The sequence below is a fragment of the Paenibacillus sp. 2KB_22 genome, from assembly GCF_052115745.1.
In the GTDB taxonomy this organism is placed as follows: Bacteria; Bacillota; Bacilli; order Paenibacillales; family Paenibacillaceae; genus Paenibacillus.
This window is the reverse complement of sequence record NZ_JBFRHG010000003.1, coordinates 755,661-778,046: the sequence shown is the minus strand read 5'-3', so window position 1 is coordinate 778,046 and position 22,386 is coordinate 755,661. Positions and strand designations below refer to the sequence as shown.

Genomic DNA, 22,386 nt, shown 5'->3' with positions numbered 1-22,386 from the left:
CGTCTTTCCTACATATCGTCAAACAGCGTCCATTAATGAACCTGCTTTACCATTCTTTTCGACATATTCTGCAATTTGATCGTTTGAAAACAAAATTTAAACGTTAAGTGATTTTCGAATGGACAGTGTACTTCCCAAAATACCTACCAGCACACCGAGTCCGATCAACAGCGTTCCAAACAGCAACCAGATTTCGCTGAGCGGAATCAAGTTAAGCATCTGCATGAACACATCCTGACCAATCGTGGCCATCAACTGGCTGTATCCGACGAACAGTACCCCAACCGTAATCACAGAGCCAATAAATCCAATGAGTGCACCTTCAATAAAGAAAGGCCAACGAATAAAGGTGTTGGTTGCGCCAACCAGCTTCATAATTCCGATCTCCCGGCGACGGGCCAGAATCGTTACGCGAATCGTATTCGAGATCAGGAACATGGACATGAGACCCAGTCCCCCAACAAAAATAAATCCGATGTTACGAACAAGCTTCGTAAATTTGAACAACACTTCCACCGTTTCCTTGCCGTAATTCACTTTCATGATTGGCTTCTCCGGGTGTTTTTCGTTCAAAGCTTCGATTTTTTGCGCCACAAAAGTGACGGTTTCCGGTTCAATGACCTCAACTTCAATGGTCTCCGGCAGTGGGTTGTTGTCCACATCGAAACCGCTAAGCACGTTATCTGCACTCTCTCCAAGACGCTCACGGAACTCTTTGAGTCCTTCTTCCTTGGAAACAAAACGAATCTCACTTACTTCAGGCATCGCGCTGATTTCTTGTTCCAATGTGTTGCGCAGGTTCTCGTCCACATTCAGTTCGAGAAACGTGCTGATCTCCACCTGGCTATCCACTTGATTCGCCATGGAGTTCACATTAAGCACCAGCAGCATAAACACACCAAGAATCAATAGCGACACAATAATGGACATGATGGAGGCCACAGACATCCAGCCGTTGCGGAATACGTTTTTGAATCCCTCCCGCAGATGGCGCAAGAGAGTACTAAAATTCATAACCGTATTCCCCTCTCATCTGATCCCGTACAATCTGTCCACGTTCAATGGCGATAACCCGTTTACGCATCGTATTCACGATATCTTTGTTGTGGGTTGCCATAACAATGGTTGTTCCCCGGAAATTAATCTCATCCAGCAGTTGCATAATGCCCCATGACGTCTCCGGATCGAGGTTACCTGTAGGCTCATCCGCGATAATAACCGATGGGTTATTCACGATAGCCCGCGCAATGGCAATACGTTGCTGTTCCCCGCCTGAGAGCTGTGAAGGTTCACGATTCGCCTTACTGCGCAGCCCCACCAAGTCGAGTACTTCCATGACCCGTTTCTTGATGTGCCGCTTAGGCGCCTCAATGACTTCCATGGCAAATGCCACATTCTCAAAAGCCGTCATTCTCGGCAACAGACGGAAGTCTTGGAACACAACGCCGATGTTGCGGCGCACATAAGGAATCTTTCTTGGCTTCAACTTACCAATATTAAATCCGTTAATGGATATTTGTCCTTTGGTCGGAACTTCTTCTCTGTACATCAATTTCATAAATGTCGATTTGCCTGCGCCGGACGGACCGACGATATAGACAAATTCATTGCGGTCGATCTTCACCGACACCCCTTGTAATGCGTGGGTCCCATTGGCGTAGGTCTTCCACACGTCCTGCATTTCTATCACATCATCACTTCCTGCTCACATAGTTAGCCATTATCATTTCGACACAATCCCGGCATTTCCTTTAAAAAGACCTGAATTTCATCAGGAAAAAATCCACTTCGTTCCTGTTTCGATGGTGAAGCATGGATTCATATGAAGTTTATTGTAACAAATTTGTTACCTATTGAGTACCCGAAAGTTTTCCTGCATTGGATCATATATATAGAAAGTGTTACAAAGTCGGGAACAACAGAAGTATAAAGGAGCGTACGGTTATGAAAAAAATACATTTAACGGTCATTGTTCTATTCTCCATCCTCTTGATCGGCTCCGCATCATATGGATTGCTGTATATGTATGTGAACCAGCCTGCGCTGCCCAAGAATGTGCATGTTGGCGGCATGCTGGTGGAAGGCAATCGTAAGAACGTATTGCATGAATTGAACGAACAGATCCAAAAGCTGGAGGACTGGCCTGTCACCTTTGAAGTGGCTGAACCCGATCCCCAGACGATGACGTATACCGCAGATCAGGTGGGGGTGAGCTACAACGTTAAAAGTGTGGAATCCGCCATACAGCAGCTGGAGGAAGGTAACCTGTGGGAACGTGCTTATGCACGTTATCATTTTCCGAAAGAGTTCTCCCTTAATATGAGTTACGACTTAGAACCACTTAAAGAACATCTAAGCCCTGCTTGGGAAAAAGAAACCTTCGGTACACCCGCGAACGCTGTTCGGCGCATAACCGCAAGTGACAAAGTGCAGTATATCCCGGAAAAAGGTGTCCGCCGGATTGATTGGAAAACACTCGCAAGTCTCATTCAAACGAAGTTGCACAGGGATTTCAGTGTACTGAGCCCGAATGAGAAACCCGCCCCATTGCTAATCCAGGTACCACTGTATACGCTGAAGCCTGAAGTAACCCTTGATTCGCTACGCCAGGAAGGCATTGATCGAAAGATCATCCAGTTCTCCACAGGTCTGGGCAATAGTAGTGAAGGCCGGATACATAATGTCAGCGCAGCGGCGGAAGCGATTAACGGCATGATTCTGCCACCGAATGCCACATTCGATTATGAGAAAGTCATCCGTAAGGCCGAAAAAGATTATGGCTTTCGTGAGGCCCCAGTCATTGTCAATGGAAGACTAACCCCCGGCATTGGCGGGGGAATCTGCCAGGTATCAAGTACAGTGTATAACGCAGCGCTATTGACGGGTCTTGATATTATTGAGCGTCGCAACCACTCCCTGCCGGTCAAATATTTGCCGAAAGGACTGGATGCCACCTTTGCCTCTGGAGCCATTAACTTTCGCTTCAAGAACAACACCGGAAAATCCTTACTCATTCATGCAGAAGTGAAGAACCACCAATTGATGGTGAAATTTTTCGGCACATTCCCGGAGAACGTCAGCTATGCACTTGAATCTCGCACCATTGAAACATTAAGTGTTCCGGTGAAATATGTGTCCAGTGCGGTACTGCCTGATGGTGCTCAGCAGGTGCTGCAAGACGGACAGCCTGGTTATATTGTCGAGACGGTAAGAACCAAGAGGCTGGACGGCAAAGTGGTCGAATCCAAAACGATTACACGAGACACGTACAAAGCTCAGAATCGTCTGATTGCTCGCTCCGGTCATAGCAGCCTGCCTGATCCACAAGAACCTTCTGTTGTCGAGGATGGTATTAGCGATACGAAACAGCCTTAGGCCCTTTGTAAGCATCTGATCACTTGTACCAGCATAATAAAATGCACAGAGTTCAATCCGTAATTTAATCATTCACGGGTAAGCTAATCATACGAAAACAAAAAAAAGACACCCTTTCCGTTCCCTTTCGAGGATACGTGAGAAGTGTGTCTTTTCATTATTAACATAAGTTTTTCAAGTTTTAATAGACCACGATTAGCCCATATTCCATAACTTGTAGCTTACTGCATAACGGCTTAGTGACCACCTGTGTATTCGCCTTGCTCTTCGCCTACGACCATCTTCTCTTTTCCCATGAAGAAGGAAGCGACCAACGCGAGTGCAGCCGGAATCACAGCCCAGGCAAATAACTGCACGATGGAAGAAGATAGAGCATGTGTGATGGTATCCAGCACCTGAGGCGGAATCGCCTGTCTGAGTTCTGGTGAGAGTAGCGCATGCGGATCGGTTAGATCCACTCCCTGAGGCATGCCACCCGCTGAAGCACCACCTGTCTCCGCAGCTGAACCAGCGAGAGCATCATTCATTTTACGCGTAAATACCTGGCTCTGTACGATACCAAAGATCGTAATACCCATCGTCATGCCGAGGGACCGCAAAAAGTTAAGCGTGGAGCTTGCTGCTCCGCGTCTTTGCGGTTCAAATGCGTTCATGGCTGCATTGCTGAGTACCGAGAACGAAGCACCGACACCCAGACCAACCATCACCATGTAAATACGTATCGTCCAGAGAGAAGAACCCTCATCCAACGTAGTCAGCAATCCAAGTCCAATGACAAGTAAGGCCAACGTAGGAATCATGATATTACGATATTTGATTTTGGTCATCAACACCCCGCCCAGGGACGCCGTCACAACGGACCCGAGCATCATGGGCAGCAGCACAAGACCGGAGTTGGTCGCTTTGCCACCGAGTACGCCCTGTATGAAGATGGGAATGTACACGGATGCTGTAATGAACGCTGCACCACTGAACATACCAATAACGTTACTAGACCAGTAGACCCGGTTGCGGAACATGTTGAAGGAGATGATTGGTTCTTTGGCTTTTGTTTCTGCAAAAAGGAAGAGCAGCGCTAATGCTACAAAGCCGGCAAACAAGCCAAGAATCTGCCAGGAACCCCAGGCAAATGTTTTGCCGCCCAGTTCCAGACCAAAGATCAGGCACACAACAGCACCGATCAGCGTTACAGCACCCAGCCAGTCGATCTGTTGGGATTGATGCTGATGAGATTCCTTATAGAAGAACGCAATAAACACAAATGCAATCAAGCCTAGCGGCAGGTTGATATAGAATACCCATTCCCATGTCGCATACTGAGTAATATAAGCACCAAGCAGTGGCCCAAAGACGCTGGACAGACCGAAGACCGCTCCAAACAACCCACCCAATTTACCACGAGATTCTGGTGCTACGACATCAAACATGATCGTAAAGGCAATCGGCACCAAGGCACCCGCACCAATACCCTGAATCGCTCTGTACATCGTCAATTCCACAATAGACGTTGCCGTTCCGCACAGTGCTGAGCCAAGCATAAACACAATAATACCAAATACAAAAAACTTCTTCCGTCCATACATATCGGATAACTTACCGAAGATTGGCATCCCCGCCATCTCAGCCACCATGTACGCGGAGGTAACCCAGACGAACTTGTCGAGCCCACCCAGTTTCCCGACAATATCCCCCATAGCTGTTGCCACGATGGTATTATCCATCGAAGCCATTAGTATGCTGAGCAGTAACCCTGCCAGCACCAATCCAATACTGTTTTTACGTGCAACCATTGTACTCAATCTCTCCATTCACGCTCTATTCATATGACTGCATTAGTATATCCGAAAAGAAGTTTTCGTTAATCAGTCCTAGGACCGATTGCTTTGCAGCAAAACTTCCGATTGCGGATGAATTTGCAGAGATGAACGGTATTCCACTGTACCGATCCGGCAGCCAGGACCGATTTTTATTTTATCGCCGCGCACAATCTCGGCCTCCGTATTTTCTAATTCAATATTGTCACCTTCGATAATCTGTGCCTTGAGAATTGACTTATTTCCCGTAAACAAGTCATTCAACCGGCCACTCTTCACCGAGATGATGGAACCGCCCATTTCCTTGACCTCGGACGGACCCATGATTTTGAGTGTCATCTGTTCAGCGCTGAGCATCCCGGCTATTGTCAAGCGTCCGTTCAGCTTGATATTTTCAGCCTGACAATCCCCTGACAGATGAAGCTCACCGACCACTTTGATAAGCTCAGCTTTCGCATGCAGGCCAGATGCCTGAATCCCATCCTCACCATCGTTGCTTACAGCTCGCTCTGTCAAAGTAATGGTTCCGGTAATTTTAATCTCTGTGGATTCAAGCGATCCGTATATGACCGATGTACCCGTACATTTGAAGCGATCACAAGATAGATTGTCGTTGAAGGATGCGTCCCCTACGACCTTGATCTTGCCGTACACGCCCCCAGCAGAACTGCCATCACCAACGATGCTGATATCCATTTTTTTGTCCAAAGAACGCCCAGGATTGTTATTCATGTCGATCCCATCCCTTTCTCTCCATATCCAAAATTTAAATTCGCTGACTGCTGCCCACCTTAGCATCCTGGTCTACTTCAAGTTCACCTGAATACTCGACCAGCCTGATGTTACAGCCGCGACCGATAAAAATGTTACTCCCCCGAACAATATCAGCTTCGGTATCTTCCAGCACAATCTCATCGCCCTCAATTAAGGATGTCTTAAATGATGGAGTCCCGCCCAGGCCAATACTTTTCCAGAACCCGTTTTGTTGTTCCTTGCGACGAATATCAATGCGCTCTCCGCCAATCTCTTTAGCCGAAGAAGAGGTGTGAAGCCTGATCTCCACTGTTCCCGCATTCAGAAAGCCGCTGATCTTGATATTTCCCTGTACGTTCAGGGACTCACATTGCACATCACCTTCAATATCGATCACGCCGCCAATATCAATTCGTTCCCCATCCACTCGTCCCCGTACGGTGCATTTCCCGTTCACTTCGAGCTCAGGGCTATGAAGATCTCCGTTAATTGTTGTCATACCATCCACACGAACACGCGAACTGGTCAAGGGGCCGTTCAACGTACACATGCCGTTAATCGTCGCACTCTCGGAGCTTAAAGCGCCGTGCATCTTCAATGTTCCATTCACTTCCATAGAGGTACAGTCCAGATTACCGTTCACCTTAGCCATGCCATCAATCGATACACGGTGAAACTCCCCGCCTGCCGTTTGACTCATACCCGATACGTTTAGATCATTCATCTTATTCCGTTCTTCCATGGATAACCCTCTCCTTATCCCAATTTGAGTTTTAATTCTTCCATAAATGTTCCCATCGGCTGCCTAAGAACCACCTTCACACCATTGTCAAAATAAAACTCCGTTCCTGCTGTTACCAGCATGAATGAAGGAACACCCATCTTACGAATAAGCACCAGTTCGCTGGGTTTGCCTGTAAAACGATAATAATGTTCGGACATCACATCGATTAACAACGCACCCTCTTGCCGAGTAATATCTCCGCTCATTAACAGCTTATCAAGGACGTAGAGCATCATGATCTGCTCCAAAGCATATAGCGGTTGTTCCCGACCTGCTTCTTTCAACAGATCCAGCGAGACTTGTGAAACAATGTTTCGCTCTAACAGTTGTTGTGCAGACATCTCCACTTCACCCAACGTAGGTGAGAACACGTCAGCCAGCTCATCCAGCGATAATCCGTCTTTCATATTGAGAATCTTGTCAATGCGCAGTAAAATCTGTTGTTTGGGAAAAAAGGTCTCTTGACCGGTGTAGGACGACTTTCGAATAAACCATTCTTCCGGAATGAGATTTTTCCGCTTCCAGCGGTATAACTGGCCGTAGGAGATTCCTGTCAGGTCCAGCAGTTCTTTTTTGGAGATCAAATCATCCGTCATATATGGTCCCCCTTTATATTGAAATCAGTGTAACATAACATTGTTACGTTGTAAACAACGTCGTAACAATGTTGATCTTCCCTCCATTCCACTCATCTGGCTTAGCCTGTTGAAACCTTACAATTTAGAGATACTCCTGCATTTTTTTTAATGTGCATCTTGTTATTGCATTGCACGAGCAATGCGTATAACCTGTTAAATATGGACACTTAAAAGCTATTAGGGAGCAATCCCTGCTCATCCTCTCAAGTCAAAAACACGTGGTTAACGAACTTATGAAAGGGGTTTCTTATACTCATGGCACTTATTAAATGTGATTTTTACTCCGATACGCTTGGGCTGAGTACCAGCATGCATGTCATTCTGCCGCAACAAACCCACAATCAGATCGGTATGGAGAACGTGACTGGCAAAGGTCTTCACCCAACCCTGTACCTGTTACACGGTCTATCGGATGATGATTCCATCTGGCTGCGCCGCACATCGATTGAACGTTATGTAGCAAACCTTGGAATCGCCGTTGTTATGCCACAGGTACATCGCAGTTTCTATACAGATATGGTCGAAGGCGGAAAATACTGGACGTTTATCAGCGAAGAACTGCCCTCACTTGCTCGTTCTTTCTTCCCTCTGTCACCAAAGCGTGAGGATAACTTCGTTGCTGGATTATCCATGGGTGGTTATGGCGCGTTTAAGCTGGCCCTTCGTAAACCAGAGCAGTATGCGGCAGCTGCCAGTTTGTCTGGAGCACTCGATATGTCTGCACATATGGATAGAAACGCATCCTCAGCATTGCAACAGGCTGAGTTACAACGGATTTTCGGACCAGAGGTGGCAGGCACTGAGAATGATCTGATTCATCTGTTAAAAGAGAGCCAGCCTCAGCGGCCTCTGCTCTACCAATGTTGCGGAACGGAAGATTTTCTGTATGAGGATAATCAAACCTTCCGTCAAGCCTGTGAACAGACGGACTTCGAACTGACATACCAGGAAGAGCCTGGTGAACATGAGTGGGGCTACTGGGATGCCAAGATCCAAGATGTATTGAAATGGTTGCCTTTGCCCAAGCGCGATTAGTAGAGCATTAGTAGCCCATGAAGATAATGAAGACTGGCATTCCGATGACAAAACAACCTTCCGTTGCTATGGCGTTGGAATGATCCACATCATATCGCTGTAAAACACAAAAAAGCAGGCCGTTGAGAACAAAGTTCTCTGGCCTGCTTCTTTATTGTACTGTCATTTCTGTACAAATACCTATAGTAACCGTGATATTAACCGCGGTTCGTAATCCATTGCTCGGTAATCTCCAGTACCTTCTCACTGCGTGCGATGGCTTCGGCGACTTGACCCGAAGCTGTTCCGCCGTAAACATTACGAGCGTTCACAACAGCTTCCGGTTGCAGTACGTCATAGATGCGTTCATCGAACAGCGGTGAGAACTGCTTGAATTCATCGATCGTCAGATCCAGCAAATACTTGCTGTTCTGGATGCAGTACAGCACTGTTTTACCAATGACTTCATGCGCCTGACGGAAAGGCAAGCCTTCGCCTACGAGGAAATCGGCAATATCCGTAGCGTTCGAGAAATCCTGGTTGACCGCTTGACGCATACGATCCTTGTTCACGGTCATTGTCGCGATCATTGGAGCAAACAGTTGAAGTGCACCTTCCAGCGTCGCTACCGTATCGAACATGCCTTCTTTATCTTCCTGCATATCTTTGTTGTATGCCAGTGGAAGAGATTTCAAAACCGTCAGCAAACCAATCAGGTTGCCGTACACACGTCCTGTTTTACCACGAACCAGTTCAGGAACGTCCGGGTTTTTCTTCTGAGGCATAATGCTGCTGCCTGTGCAGAACGCATCGTCCAGTTCAACGAATCCAAACTCTGTGCTGCTCCACAATACCAGCTCTTCACTCAGACGGGACAAGTGAGTCATGATCAGCGAAGCTGCCGCCAGGAACTCAACGATGAAGTCACGGTCGCTTACTGCGTCCAGACTGTTCTCGTACACACCATCAAAGCCCAGTTGTTCCGCCACAAAATGACGGTCAATCGGGAATGTTGTGCCAGCGAGCGCACCTGCACCCAGTGGCAGGATGTTAATGCGTTTGTAACTGTCCATCAGACGCTCCGCATCCCGTTGGAACATGGAGACATACGCCATCAGGTGATGGGCGAACAGAATCGGCTGTGCCCGTTGAAGATGCGTATAACCCGGTACGATTGTATCGAGGTTATCTTTCGCTTGTCCAATCAGTGCTTCCTGCAAGGAGTGCAGCATGCCTACAAATCCAACCACGCGCTCACGCAAGTATAGGTGCATATCCGTTGCAACCTGGTCATTCCGGCTACGGCCTGTATGTAATTTGCCGCCTACAGGGCCAATCGTTTCAATCAGGTTTTTCTCAATATTCATATGGATGTCTTCGTCCGATACGGAGAATTCAACTTCGCCCGCACGAATTTTGTGCAGAACGGTGATCAATCCTTCTTTGATCGTTTCCACATCTTCCGCTGGAAGAATGCCGCATTTGCCTAGCATCGTCACATGGGCCAGACTTCCCTGGATATCCTCTTCAGCCAAAGCTTTGTCAAAATTAATCGATGCCGTATATTCCTCAACCAAATGATTGGTTTGTTTTGTAAAACGTCCTCCCCACAGCTTGCTCACAGTGAGTACTCCCCTTTCGCTCATGGACAAAGCCGCTCCTGCCAGATGTGCAAGAACGGCCTGCCTTGTCATTTATATTGATATAGCTCTACGATGCAGGTTGAAATTAGTTTTTGTTCTGCTCCACGCCGGAGTTTACTTTCAGACGAAGTGCGTTCAGGCGGATAAAGCCTGTTGCATCCCCTTGATCGTAAGCTTGCGTTGGATCAGCTTCCATCGTTGCAATGTCCGGATTGTAGAGACTGACAGGACTTTTCACACCTGCGCCGATGATGTTGCCTTTGTACAGCTTCACACGAACCGTACCTGTAACGTTCTTCTGGCTTTCGCTCACCAGCGCTTGCAGCGCCAGACGTTCCGGTGCGAACCAGAAACCGTTGTATACCAGGGTGCTATAACGTGTGATCAGGCTATCACGCAGGTTCATCACTTCACGATCCATCGTGATGGATTCCATTTTGCGATGTGCAGTGAACAAGATTGTTCCACCTGGTGTTTCGTACACCCCACGGCTCTTCATACCCACAAAACGGTTCTCAACCATATCTACACGGCCAATACCATGTTTGCCACCCAGCTCGTTCAGTTGCTCCATCACTTGCAACGGGCTCAAGCGCTCACCGTTCAGTGCAACACAGTCGCCTTTTTCGAATTCAAGCTCAACATATTCTGCTTGATCCGGCGCATCTTCAGGTGCACTGCTCAGCAGGAACATGTCTTTGTTCTCGTCCGCACTTGGATCGAACCAAGGATCTTCGAGCACACCGCTCTCATAGCTGATATGAAGCAGGTTACGGTCTGTGGAGTATGGTTTAGCCGCAGATGCGGTTACCGGAATGCCATGTTTCTCAGCGTAAGCAATCATCTCGGCACGTCCCGGGAATTGGTTGCGGAATTCTTCCAGACGCCAAGGTGCAATGACGTTAATGTCTGGTGTCAGCGCAGCCGCGTTCAACTCAAAGCGAACTTGGTCATTTCCTTTACCCGTAGCGCCGTGAGCGATGGCTGTAGCGCCTTCTGCACGAGCGATATCCACCATGCGTTTAGCGATCAGTGGACGAGCGATACTTGTGCCGAGCAGGTATTGTCCTTCATAGAGGGCACCTGCCTGGAACATCGGATAGATGAAATCTTTGGCGAATTCATCACGCAGATCGTCGATGTATACTTTGGAAGCGCCAGTAGCGAGTGCTTTTTCCTCCAAGCCATCCAGTTCGTCCTTTTGTCCGATATCCGCTGTGAAGGCGATAATCTCAGCATCATATGTTTCTTTCAACCATTTCAAAATTACAGATGTGTCCAACCCGCCTGAATACGCGAGTACAATTTTTTCCTTAGCCATGTTCGATGGTCCTCCCCAAGATCAGTTGCTATAAGTTAAACCCTTGTTCATCCACTGATCACTACGACTACAGAAAACCTTTTGATCGCTGTTATCCCCTAATTTTCTTGAATCCTTTTTAAAAAGAGAAAATTAGGTTATAAAGGCGAACGCTTCGCTTCTACAGGCTCTTTCTGTAATCTCCGTTTTTGTGTATGTTTCAGTTTAAACTTATTAATCATTTATTTTTTATCTATCATCGCGAAATCTGCGCCTAAAATCAACCCATAAAGGCAAACAGCCTCTATTCGCTCATTAACGCAGCCATCAATGCCTTCTGTGCATGCAAGCGATTCTCCGCCTGATCAAAGATCAGGGAGTTCGGTCCGTCAATTACTCCAGCGCTTACTTCTTCGCCGCGGTGTGCTGGCAGACAGTGCAAGAACATGTAGTCCGGCTTCGCGCCTTTCATCAGTTCCTCGTCCACTTGATATGCCGCAAATGCCTGCTCACGAATCTTCTGCTCTTCCTCAAAGCCCATGCTCGCCCATACATCCGTATACACGATATCTGCATCTTTCGCAGCTTCCTGTGCACTGTACGTTACAGTTACTTCAGAACCGCTCTCCTGTGCGATAACGCGTGCCTGCTCCACAACTGCGCTATCCGGCTCATAACCTTCTGGCGTTGCTACAGCAACATGCATACCCATCTTCGCTGCACCGAGCATTAGGGAGTGTGCCATATTGTTGCCATCTCCGATGTAAGCCATTTTCAGACCTGCGAGCTTGCCTTTGTGCTCCAGCACCGTTTGGAAGTCTGCCAGTACCTGACAAGGATGCGCTGCATCGCTCAGACCGTTAATGACTGGAACATCAGCATGCTCTGCCAGTTCAGTTACATTATGGTGTCCAAAGGTACGGATCATGATGCCGTCCAGGTAGCGGGACAATACTTTGGCTGTATCATGTGTTGTTTCTCCGCGCCCTAGCTGGATATCATTTTTGCTCAGGAATAGCGCGTGTCCGCCCAATTGGAACATACCTACTTCAAAGGATACACGCGTACGTGTAGACGATTTTTCAAAAATAAGTCCGATCGTTTTGCCTTTCAACGGTTGAAAAGGTACACCGCTTTTTTGCTTGCCTTTAATCTCAATCGCGAGATCAAGCAGATAACGAATCTCCTCTGCTGTGTAGTCCGTGAATTCGATAAAATCCCGGCCTCTCAGATCAATCTTCTGAATCTTTTCCGTCTGTTGTACTGTCATCTATAATGTCCTCCTTATTTCCGGTTCCCTGCACCCGCATGGGCAGAAGAGAGCACCGTTAACATCGCGTTTGGTGCTTCTCAAGTTCATCTTCCGCAAGTTCTCCGCGCGGCTACAGGGATTCATCATCTCATTCTGCTTCGAGGCCAGTAATGGCCCCGACACAGAAAGGTTTCTCAGTTTTATGTTAGGCTTTCGCCGCTACGTGCTCTTCAATCAATGTGGCTACCAGGGATACGGCCTCGTCGATCTCTTCTTTGCTCACATACAGGTTCGGAAGCAAACGAATCACATTCGGTCCTGCAGAGACGAACAAAATACCGCGTTTTTGCCCAGCAAGCACAATGTCACCTACCGGCTCAGCACATTCAATGCCGACGAGCAATCCCATGCCACGTACTTCCTTCACAAAGGAATTGCCTGCCAAACGATTCCGCAGGGAGCTCATCAGGTATTCACCCATCTCCGCTGCACGCTCTGGCAAACGATCTTCCAGCATCGTTTCGATGGTTGCAATCACAACGGATGAAGCAAGTGGTGTTCCACCAAAGGTGGTCGCATGGCTACCTGGCGTGAACGCATCCCGCAGGAAACCTTTACCCAACATCGCACCTACAGGGAAACCACTGCCGATACCTTTAGCCGCAGTAAACACATCTGGCTCGATGCCATAATGTTCGTGCGCGAACAGTTTCCCTGTACGCCCCATTCCAGTCTGCACTTCATCCACAATGAGTAACAATCCGTGCTCGTCACACAGTTTCCGTACATGCTTGACGAATTCCGGCTCAACTGGATATACACCACCCTCGGCCTGAACCATCTCCAGCATAATCGCTGCCGTGTTAGGTCCAATTGCCGCTTCAAGTGCAGGGATGTCATGCAAAGGTACGGTTACAAATCCGGCGGGCAATGGCAAGAATCCTTCTTTCACCTTATCCTGTCCAGTTGCTGTCAATGTTGCAAGTGTCCGTCCGTGGAAGGACTGGGCAAATGTGATCACTTCATAGCGATCTGTACCTTTCACCTTCTGGTGATACCGGCGGGCTACCTTAATAGCCGCTTCGTTCGCTTCGGCACCACTGTTACAGAAGAACACTGCGTCAGCGCATGTATTGGCTGTCAGCAGTGCTGCTGCCTTCTCCTGGCCCGGAATCTGGAACAGGTTGGACACATGCCACAACTCATCAATCTGAGCTTTCAGCTTGGCGCCGACTTTCTCCGGTGCATGGCCCAGGCTCGTTACAGCGAGCCCACACATGAAATCGAGATAACGGTTGCCCTGGTCATCCCACAACCAGCTGCCTTTACCTTTAACCAGACTGATTGGATAACGCGCATATGTTTGAAAAAGCGAGCTCTCCGTCTGTGCCGCTGCACCTGTTGCTGCTGCGCCCGCTACCGCTGTGCCAGAACCTGGCTGTTCGTTGCCTTTTGCCATCACCATATCACTCCTATTGGTTGGTGCAACGGCAATCATATAAGAGCCCTGATTTACACTAGACCACTCCGATTGCAGAACCACCTTTTGAACGCCTGCATACTCCACTTCGATGACAGAACAACCTTCCGATCGCTGTTATCACCGGATTTTTTCTATTGTCCCTTAAAGGGGAAAATCCCGTGATAAAGGCGCACGCTACGCTTCTTCAGGTTATTTCTGTCCTCTCCGTTATGCATTTTTATTCTTCAGATTGGTTCTGCACCCTACGTTATTGTGTGTGTAATATTAGATTTCTTATATAAAAAAGCCGTGCACATATTTTTTTATTTAATATAAGACCATGAAGACCCTAGCGCACTGAGAATAATTATTGCATACGGATAATTTTTGTTCCGATGATTTCTCCGCCGAGCACTCGGCTCAGGATCTGTGGTTCGCTGCCGTCTACGATGATGACCTCACGTACTTGACCATGAATACATGCAATAGCTGCACGCACTTTAGGAATCATGCCGCCATAGATTTCTCCGGTTTGGATCATATCCTCAATCTCTTGTACAGATACGGATGGCAGTACTTTTTTCTCGCCGCCTACGTTCTTCATGATGCCAGGAACGTCAGTCACAACAATCATCCGACTTACGCCGAGATGAGACGCCACTGCACCCGCAGCTGTATCTGCGTTAATGTTGAAGCGTTGTCCGGTTTCATCCACACCAACGGGCGCAATAACCGGCATGTAACCCATGTGTACGATGCCTTGAATAATCTCTGCATTCACACCAGTGACATCGCCAACCCAACCGATCTCTGCGTGGTTTGTAACAGGTTTAGCCTGAATCAAGCCACCGTCCACGCCGGATAAACCTAGTGCACGACCGCCCACACGTTGGATCAGGCGCACGATCTGTTTGTTGATACTGCCCGCAAGCACCATCTCCACTACGTCCAGCACAGGTTCAGTTGTTTTGCGTAGGCCATTAACGAATTCGGTTTCGATACCAAGCTTCGCCAGGTTATCCGAAATCGCAGGGCCTCCACCATGCACGATTACCGGCTGCGTGCCCTGAGATTGCAAATCACGCAGATCCGCAAAGAAGGACTCTGGCAACGCCGCCAGCGTGCTGCCTCCACATTTCATGACAAACATCTGTTTCTCTGTGCTCGCTTCCGTTGCGGTACTCTTGTTTGGCATTGTTGAATTCATGAGGGCAAGCTCCTTTCTTAGTAAAAATCACATTCAATAAAATTCAACACTTTTAAAAGATGACATTGGCTCGTAGGAGTCCATTCCGAATTCGGATTGTTCTTTCGATCGCTGTTGTCTCCCAGATTTCTTGAATTATCCCTATTATAGGGGGAAATCCGGAGACAAAGGCGAACGCTCCGCTTCTACAGAATCAATTCCGTCTTCTCCATTACTATTGCGATATATCAAACATCAAATAACAAGTTTAAATTTCATTGATGATTTTTGAAATATTTCAAACCAGCTTCACAATAGAAGAGAGCTGTTTCGTAAACATTTTGTCCCAAAGGCTTATTACGTGCGGTATGCAGCGTTAATTCGGACGTAGTCATACGTCAGGTCACAGCCCCAGGCTGTTGCTGTTCCTTCGCCGTGGTGCAGATCCACCACAATGCGAACTGTATCCGTCTGCAAATAGGCCAATGCCACTTCTTCGTCAAACACGACTGGACGGGACTGCGCGAGTACCGAGATCTCTCCCAAACGAATATTCACCGTATCCGGGTTAACCGGTTGCCCTGCACGTCCTACGGCTGCAATAATCCGTCCCCAGTTAGCATCAGCGCCAAACATGGCGGATTTCACCAGACTGGACCCGATGACGGTTTTGGCAATCGCTTGCGCGGATTCATCACTTACTGCACCTGTAACTTCTACCTCAACCAGTTTGGTTGCTCCTTCACCATCGCGAGCAATGGCTTTGGCCAGCACTTGGCATACATAGGTGAAGCCGGCTGCAAAAGCGTCCCAATCCGGATGCTCTGTTGTCAGCTCTTCATTACCTGCATATCCACTGGACATGGCTACCAGCATGTCGTTCGTACTTGTATCGCCATCGACGGTAATCATGTTAAATGTGTGATTGGTTGCCTGGCGCAGCAGGCGCTGCAACGCTTCTGCACCAATGACCGCGTCAGAGGTCATAAAAGCGAGCATTGTGGCCATATTCGGATGAATCATACCCGAGCCTTTGGCGGCTCCCGCAATCGTAACCGTCTTACCGTTAACCAGAACGGAGACGCAGGCTTCCTTTTTCACCAAATCCGTTGTCAGAATCGCTTGTGAAAATTGTTCCGCCTCATTAGACTCCTTGCCCATATGCGATGGAAGTCCGGTGATGCCTGAATGTACAGCATCCATTTTGAGCAATTCCCCAATGACACCTGTGGAGGCCACAGCAACGTCCTCTTCTGCCACACCCAACTCACGCGCAGCGGCCGAGCGCATCGCATATGCATCTTCTTCACCCTGTTGCCCTGTACATGCATTGGCATTACCACTGTTAACGATGACCGCCTGAAGGCGTCCATTGCTCAGGCTTTCACGCGTTACTTTGAGTGGTGCTGCCTGAAACACATTCGTTGTATACACAGCAGCAGCTGTTGCCGGCACATCACAGCGGATCGCTCCGATGTCATTGCGAGATGTTTTTTTCAACCCGCAGTGAAGTCCACCAGCAGTGAACCCCCCAGGGGTTACAATTGTTCCGTTCTCAACCACGGTAAAACTTTGTTGCTCCACATTCGTTCCCATATCATATCCCCCGTATGCGCTCAGCTATATGCCGATGATCCGCCTGCTTAACCTGATCCAATCTCCCTAAGTGACTCCGAGAAGCACTTTACACCGAATGTTCCAGTACTCCTCCTGAATTCCAATCCCTTATGGATATACCGGTGTCATGTTCAGCCCGAGGTTCTCCTCCCATCCCATCATCAGGTTCATATTTTGAATCGCTTGCCCGGATGCACCCTTCACCAGGTTGTCGATGACCGAAATAATGGTCAAACGCCCTGTGCGAGGATCTACCGCAAATCCGATATCACAATAGTTGGATCCGTACACTTCTTTGGTAGAAGGCCAGATGCCCGGTTCACGTACACGTACGAAAGGTCTGTTCTCATAATATTTGCGGTATAAATCTACGATCTCCCGATCGCTGTGTTCCCCAACGAGTTTTGCATACATCGTACTCATGATTCCACGTGTCATAGGCACCAGATGTGTTGTAAAGGTAACCGTAACAGGCGTACCCGTTAGATCACCAAGCACTTGTTCGATCTCGGGAATATGTTGGTGTTTGTTCAGTTTATAGGCTTTGAAATTCTCATTCATCTCTGCATAATGGTTTGTCACACTTGTTCCGCGTCCTGCTCCAGATACACCTGATTTGGCATCAATAATAATAGTAGAAGGATCAATCCAGCCTGCCTCTACTGCAGGGATCAGTCCAAGAAGTGTAGCCGTTGGATAACAGCCTGGGTTGGATATGAAATTCTGTCCCTTCACCTTTTCACCGTACACCTCAGCCATGCCGTATACAGCTTGTTCCAGCAAATCCGCTGAAGGCGCCGGATGTTTGTACCACTCTTCATACACCGTTCCATCCTTGAGTCTGAAATCGCCAGACAGATCAATGACCTTAAGCCCTGCTGCCAGCAAGCTTGGTACGAGCTTCGCACTTACGCCAGACGGGGTTGCTGTGAATACCAGATCTGCACGACTCGCAATTTCAGCCGGATCTACACCGTCGAGTGGCCTGTGAATCACGCCCGTCAAATGCGGAAATCCATCTGCGATGGACTCACCACTGCTCGATGATGAGATCACCGATGTGATTTCAACCTGCGGATGGTTCTGGAAAAAACGAATCAGCTCCACCCCGCCGTAGCCGGTGGAACCGACGATTGCTACTTTTAATTTGTTATTCACTCTCGCTCCCCCAATCTCGATGTATGCGCTACTTGTGCTATGCCCTTGCATGAATGAAGCCCGAACACAGCAATTCCGTCGCTTATATGCATATTTGTGTATTATTATACGACTCTGGTTATATAAATACAACACTCTATCATCAATTTCACATGGATTTCCACCAATCCGAACATATCTTTTTTAACATCCGGGACGAACAGGTATACTTCTGTTAAAATACGTATTAGTAGGAAACATTACAATCAGGGTCTCATTCATAACTAACCTGCTAATCAAGGACATATGAATAGATTCATGATGGTCATTATGAGACGTGGGGGACTATAGTGCATATTGAATCCATTTTACTTATTGTACTCCTGGGCCTGAATATTATTTTTGCCGCAGCAGTCGTTTTCTTCGAACGGAAGGATGCCAGCGCTTCCTGGGCTTGGCTGCTCGTCTTGAACTTTATTCCGGTGTTTGGGTTTGTACTTTATCTTTTAACCGGTCAGAACCTGACCCGATACCGGCTTTTCCAGTGGAAGGAACGTAAGAAGCTCGGGCTAGAGGAACGTATTGAAGCCCAGCTCACACAGTTGCACGACAACCGCACACCTTTCCGCAACCAAGCAACCGAGAGTAGCCAGGACATGATCTATATGAACCTGAAACAGAACGGTGCTCTATTGACCGAAGATAACGCGGTTGAGATCATTACGGACGGAACAGACAAATTCCAGCGGCTCTTGGACGACATCGAAGCGGCTAAGGATCACGTGCACGTACAATACTACATTTATAGAGGCGACCGTCTGGGCAAAAGAATTCGGGATGCACTTATCCGCAAAGCGCGGGAAGGCATCAAAGTTCGTTTACTGTATGACGCGCTTGGATCACGGCGGGTTTCCAAACGCTTTTTCAAAGAATTGCGCGAAGCAGGCGGTTTGGTTGAAGTCTTTTTCCCATCCAAATTCAGTCTGATCAACTTGCGTATGAACTACCGGAACCACCGGAAGATTGTCATCATCGATGGTAACTTGGGGTACACAGGTGGGTTTAACGTTGGAGATGAGTATCTCGGCTTGAACTCGAAATTCGGTTACTGGCGCGACACGCATCTGCGTATTCAGGGGAATGCTGTCCATGCGCTGCAGACCCGTTTCCTCCTGGATTGGAATGAAGCGTCCAAACAACATGACACACCATATGTTCCCGCGCATTTCCCTCATATTGAGGGCACAGGAAAGATTGCCATGCAGATTGTCTCCAGTGGACCGGATGCAGAAACCGAGCATATCAAGAACAGTTACCTTAAGATGATTAACGGGGCCAAACAATCGATCTTGATTCAAACGCCTTATTTTATCCCGGATGCCAGTGTATTCGAAGCGATTCGTCTCGCGTGTCTGTCTGGTATTGATGTTCGCATTATGATTCCTAATAAACCCGACCATGCTTTCGTGTATTGGGCTACGTTATCTTATATCGGTGAGTTGTTGAAGGTTGGCGCCAAGGTATTTATATATGATAATGGCTTCATTCATGCCAAAACACTTATCATTGACAGTTTGGTTGCATCTGTGGGAACCGCCAATATTGACTACCGCAGTTTCCGGTTGAACTTTGAGGTGAATGCCTTTATGTATGATGAAACGATTGCGACAGCGCTTGTACAAACCTTTGAGCACGACCTGCATGTATCGCGGGAAATGACACTTGATGAGTACCAAAAGCGCAGTTTGATTATCCGCTTCAAAGAAGCCATTTCCCGTCTGCTGTCTCCGATTCTGTAGTGATAACACTCCGATGACAGGACATCCTTCTCATCACTGTTATTCCACGATTTCTTGATTCGTTCGTATTGTATCGTTTAAAAGTTAAATTAAACTTTTAATAATAGAAAAGCAGGTACTCCCTCTCCGTTATCTCAGAGAAGAGCGTACCTGCTTTTTATTTTGAGCTTTCAGAATTATGGACCTATATGGCTCGCTCACCTAATTCTCATACCGTTCACACATGCTCTCCCCGTTTAAAACCTTCGCCGAGCACTTCGTGCGCGTTACTGATAATAACAAAAGCCCCCGGGTCTACGGACCGGATCAACGTTTTGAGTCTTGGCACCTCATTTTGCCCAACCACCACCATCAGGACAGTTCGCTGATCATCGGTGTAACCACCTTTGGCTTCAAGCTTCGTCAAACCGCGGTCCAGATCATCCAGAATCACTTTGCTAATCGCTTCTGTCTGGTTAGAGATAATGTAAGCCACCTTGGAGAAACCCAATCCCATCTCTACTGCATCGATCACTTTCCCCGTAACATACAATCCAATCAGTGCATAGAGAGATTGTTCCAATGATAATACAAATGCAGCCATAATAATAACGGTAGCATCCATAATCACCACACAGATTGAGTAACTCAGTCCACTGTATTTCTGTACGATTCTGGCCAGAATGCTCATGCCCCCTGTTGATCCTCGACCGCGGTATACAATGCCGATCCCCAGACCAACGCCAATACCGCCATACAGTGAACCAAGCAACGGGTTCGTTGTTGGAATGGCCCAATCCTTCGTCAGATAGACTAACAGCGGCAGGACGATACTGCCGAGGACTGAGCGGATTCCATACTGTTTACCAATGAGCAGAAATCCTGCAATCAGAAGAGGAATGTTAATCGCCCACTGGGTATATGCCGGTTCCCAATTAAGCCATTCCTTGCCCAGGATTGATAACCCTGACACCCCGCCTGAAGCGATCTGATTCGGTAATAAAAATAAATTAAAGGCCACTGCAATTAAAAACGAACCTAAAATGATAGACACCGTATCCACCACATTCCGCCATGGACCATTAAGGGGGATGAGGCTAGTTAACCTCTTTTTGCGGTTATTATGAAATTGTGATCGTTGTTGCATGTTCTCGTGCTCTCCTTTGTTATGACTGATCAATTGTTCATTCATATTCTCTATATCTTATAAAATGATTCAAAAAAAAGCTCCTGTATACACCAGCATACGCCTACACGCATGGGTCCATACAGGAACTTATTTTAATCGGTTTCTACTTTAATCTGGCTACGCAAATAACCATCGATGAATGCATCGAGGTCGCCGTCCATTACTGCTCCTGTGTTTCCTGTCTCTACACTTGTACGGTGATCCTTTACCATACTATAGGGATGGAACACATAGGAGCGAATCTGGCTACCCCATGAAATATCCGACTGATCTCCTCGGATTTCATCCAGCTGTTGTTTTTGCTCTTCAATTTTACGCTCATACAATTTCGAACGGAGCATCGTCATCGCTCGCTCACGGTTCTTGATCTGTGAACGTTCATTCTGACACGTTACAACTACACCTGTTGGAAGGTGAGTAATCCGTACGGCGGAGTCGGTAGTATTGATATGTTGTCCACCCGCACCACTTGCCCGGTACGTATCGATCTTGAGGTCCTCTGTACGAATATCCAATTCAATCGTGTCATCAATCTCCGGTACCACATCACAGGATACGAAGGACGTATGTCTACGGCCCGATGAGTCAAAAGGAGAAATCCGCACCAGTCGGTGTACACCCTTCTCAGCTTTCAGATAACCATAAGCGTTATGTCCCTTGATCGACAACGTAACACTCTTGATCCCAGCCTCATCACCTGGCAGATAATCCAGTACCTCCACCTTGAAGCCTCGCTTCTCAGACCAACGTGTGTACATGCGAAGAAGCATCTGGCCCCAATCCTGAGACTCGGTACCACCCGCACCCGGGTGAAGCTCCAGAATCGCATTCATCTTATCGTATGGCTGATTCAGGAGAAGCTGAAGTTCGAACTCTGCGACCTTATTCACGATTGCTGTAATACTGTTACCAATCTCGGTAGCGAGGTCTTCATCGCCTTCTTCATCTGCCAGCTCTATCATCATCACTGCGTCATCATAATCCTGCTGAAGTTTGGTGTATTGATCTACAGATCCTTTTACCGCATTCAGCTCAGCGATTACAGATTGCGCCTTATCACTGTCGTCCCAAAAATCCGGAGCAGACATCTTCACTTCGAAGTTGCCAATCATCTCTTGCTTCAGATCTAAGTCAAAGAGACCCCCTAAGGTTTGTTAGTTTCTTGCCTATTTCACGCAGGTCATGCTTCACATTTGGATCGATCATGTGCAATTCCTCTTTTCATTAAGATAAGCTCCCCGCATCCAGGGCATTCCTTCAGATCAGGTATCAGATGCACCACCGTGGTGTTGAGATTACTGTTGTATCAGTATATCTCTCCTCCGTGATCATGGTCATATTATTATAACTATGCACCATTCATCGGTTTTGCATCCTTCACTTCATCCTATGGAATACCCGGCTGCGAGGAGCCGTTCATGTCATGCTATATAAGTTGACTTAG

Annotated in this window: 18 protein-coding genes; 3 read left to right on the top strand and 15 right to left on the bottom strand. The window is 47.6% G+C overall.

The window, feature by feature from the left end; all coding sequences use genetic code 11:
• Positions 1-96: 96 nt before the first annotated feature.
• Together ftsX and ftsE are read right to left on the bottom strand one after the other, a co-directional pair.
• Positions 97-1,014, bottom strand: a complete 918-nt coding sequence (gene ftsX, locus AB4111_RS22200; RefSeq protein WP_133386059.1) for a permease-like cell division protein FtsX — start codon at positions 1,012-1,014, stop codon at positions 97-99.
• Positions 1,004-1,690 (bottom strand): cell division ATP-binding protein FtsE, encoded by a 687-nt coding sequence (ftsE, locus tag AB4111_RS22195; protein WP_024631580.1) that lies wholly within the window; start codon positions 1,688-1,690, stop codon positions 1,004-1,006. Before ftsE ends, ftsX begins: the two co-directional genes overlap by 11 nt.
• A gap of 254 nt (positions 1,691-1,944) precedes the next feature.
• Here ftsE and AB4111_RS22190 point away from each other — a divergent pair, with 254 nt between their 5' ends.
• Entirely contained in the window at positions 1,945-3,375 is a 1,431-nt protein-coding gene (locus AB4111_RS22190) for a VanW family protein (RefSeq protein ID WP_442033243.1), read from the top strand.
• 236 nt (positions 3,376-3,611) lie between these two features.
• Here the strand turns inward: AB4111_RS22190 and AB4111_RS22185 are convergent, their stop codons facing one another.
• The 4 genes from AB4111_RS22185 to AB4111_RS22170 form a co-directional block, all read right to left on the bottom strand.
• On the bottom strand, positions 3,612-5,165 hold the full coding sequence (locus AB4111_RS22185; RefSeq protein ID WP_442033242.1) for a DHA2 family efflux MFS transporter permease subunit: 1,554 nt from the start codon (positions 5,163-5,165) through the stop codon (positions 3,612-3,614).
• 78 nt (positions 5,166-5,243) lie between these two features.
• On the bottom strand, positions 5,244-5,921 hold the full coding sequence (locus AB4111_RS22180) for a hypothetical protein (protein ID WP_442033241.1): 678 nt from the start codon (positions 5,919-5,921) through the stop codon (positions 5,244-5,246).
• Between the two features lie 34 nt (positions 5,922-5,955).
• Entirely contained in the window at positions 5,956-6,684 is a 729-nt protein-coding gene (locus AB4111_RS22175) for a polymer-forming cytoskeletal protein (protein ID WP_442033240.1), read from the bottom strand.
• 14 nt (positions 6,685-6,698) lie between these two features.
• Positions 6,699-7,322, bottom strand: a complete 624-nt coding sequence (locus AB4111_RS22170; protein WP_442033239.1) for a YhbD family protein — start codon at positions 7,320-7,322, stop codon at positions 6,699-6,701.
• A 297-nt stretch (positions 7,323-7,619) separates the two neighbouring features.
• On the opposite strand from AB4111_RS22170, the gene AB4111_RS22165 reads away from it, so the two are divergent.
• Positions 7,620-8,399 carry an alpha/beta hydrolase gene (locus AB4111_RS22165; protein ID WP_442033238.1) on the top strand — a complete coding sequence of 260 codons (780 nt, stop codon included), beginning with the start codon at positions 7,620-7,622 and terminating at the stop codon, positions 8,397-8,399.
• 197 nt (positions 8,400-8,596) lie between these two features.
• On the opposite strand, the gene argH is transcribed toward AB4111_RS22165, so the two are convergent.
• The 7 genes from argH to argC form a co-directional block, all read right to left on the bottom strand.
• On the bottom strand, positions 8,597-10,000 hold the full coding sequence (argH, locus tag AB4111_RS22160) for an argininosuccinate lyase (protein ID WP_124116880.1): 1,404 nt from the start codon (positions 9,998-10,000) through the stop codon (positions 8,597-8,599).
• Positions 10,001-10,106: 106 nt separating this feature from the next.
• Positions 10,107-11,342, bottom strand: coding sequence for an argininosuccinate synthase (locus tag AB4111_RS22155; RefSeq protein WP_253441252.1), 1,236 nt, complete (start codon positions 11,340-11,342; stop codon positions 10,107-10,109).
• 283 nt (positions 11,343-11,625) lie between these two features.
• The gene (gene argF, locus AB4111_RS22150; RefSeq protein WP_442033237.1) at positions 11,626-12,591 is read right to left on the bottom strand and encodes an ornithine carbamoyltransferase; all 966 of its coding nucleotides are present in this window, start codon (positions 12,589-12,591) and stop codon (positions 11,626-11,628) included.
• Positions 12,592-12,778: 187 nt separating this feature from the next.
• Positions 12,779-14,032, bottom strand: a complete 1,254-nt coding sequence (locus AB4111_RS22145; protein WP_442033236.1) for an aspartate aminotransferase family protein — start codon at positions 14,030-14,032, stop codon at positions 12,779-12,781.
• Between the two features lie 370 nt (positions 14,033-14,402).
• Positions 14,403-15,242: an acetylglutamate kinase gene (gene argB / locus AB4111_RS22140; RefSeq protein WP_442033235.1), complete on the bottom strand. Its 840-nt coding sequence runs from the start codon at positions 15,240-15,242 to the stop codon at positions 14,403-14,405.
• Between the two features lie 336 nt (positions 15,243-15,578).
• Entirely contained in the window at positions 15,579-16,817 is a 1,239-nt protein-coding gene (gene argJ, locus AB4111_RS22135) for a bifunctional glutamate N-acetyltransferase/amino-acid acetyltransferase ArgJ (RefSeq protein WP_442033234.1), read from the bottom strand.
• A gap of 129 nt (positions 16,818-16,946) precedes the next feature.
• Entirely contained in the window at positions 16,947-17,996 is a 1,050-nt protein-coding gene (gene argC / locus AB4111_RS22130) for an N-acetyl-gamma-glutamyl-phosphate reductase (RefSeq protein WP_442033233.1), read from the bottom strand.
• A 329-nt stretch (positions 17,997-18,325) separates the two neighbouring features.
• Between argC and cls the strand changes: the two genes are divergently transcribed.
• Positions 18,326-19,774: a cardiolipin synthase gene (gene cls / locus AB4111_RS22125; protein WP_076334006.1), complete on the top strand. Its 1,449-nt coding sequence runs from the start codon at positions 18,326-18,328 to the stop codon at positions 19,772-19,774.
• 217 nt (positions 19,775-19,991) lie between these two features.
• Here cls and AB4111_RS22120 read toward each other — a convergent pair whose 3' ends face one another.
• Together AB4111_RS22120 and prfB are read right to left on the bottom strand one after the other, a co-directional pair.
• Entirely contained in the window at positions 19,992-20,900 is a 909-nt protein-coding gene (locus AB4111_RS22120; RefSeq protein WP_253441263.1) for a YitT family protein, read from the bottom strand.
• Positions 20,901-21,034: 134 nt separating this feature from the next.
• Positions 21,035-22,148, bottom strand: a protein-coding gene (prfB, locus tag AB4111_RS22115) for a peptide chain release factor 2 (protein ID WP_124116498.1) whose coding sequence is annotated in 2 segments (ribosomal slippage) — positions 21,035-22,075 and positions 22,077-22,148 — 1,113 coding nt in all. Because the reading frame shifts where the segments join, the coding sequence is not laid out codon by codon here.
• Between the last annotated feature and the right edge of the window lie 238 nt (positions 22,149-22,386).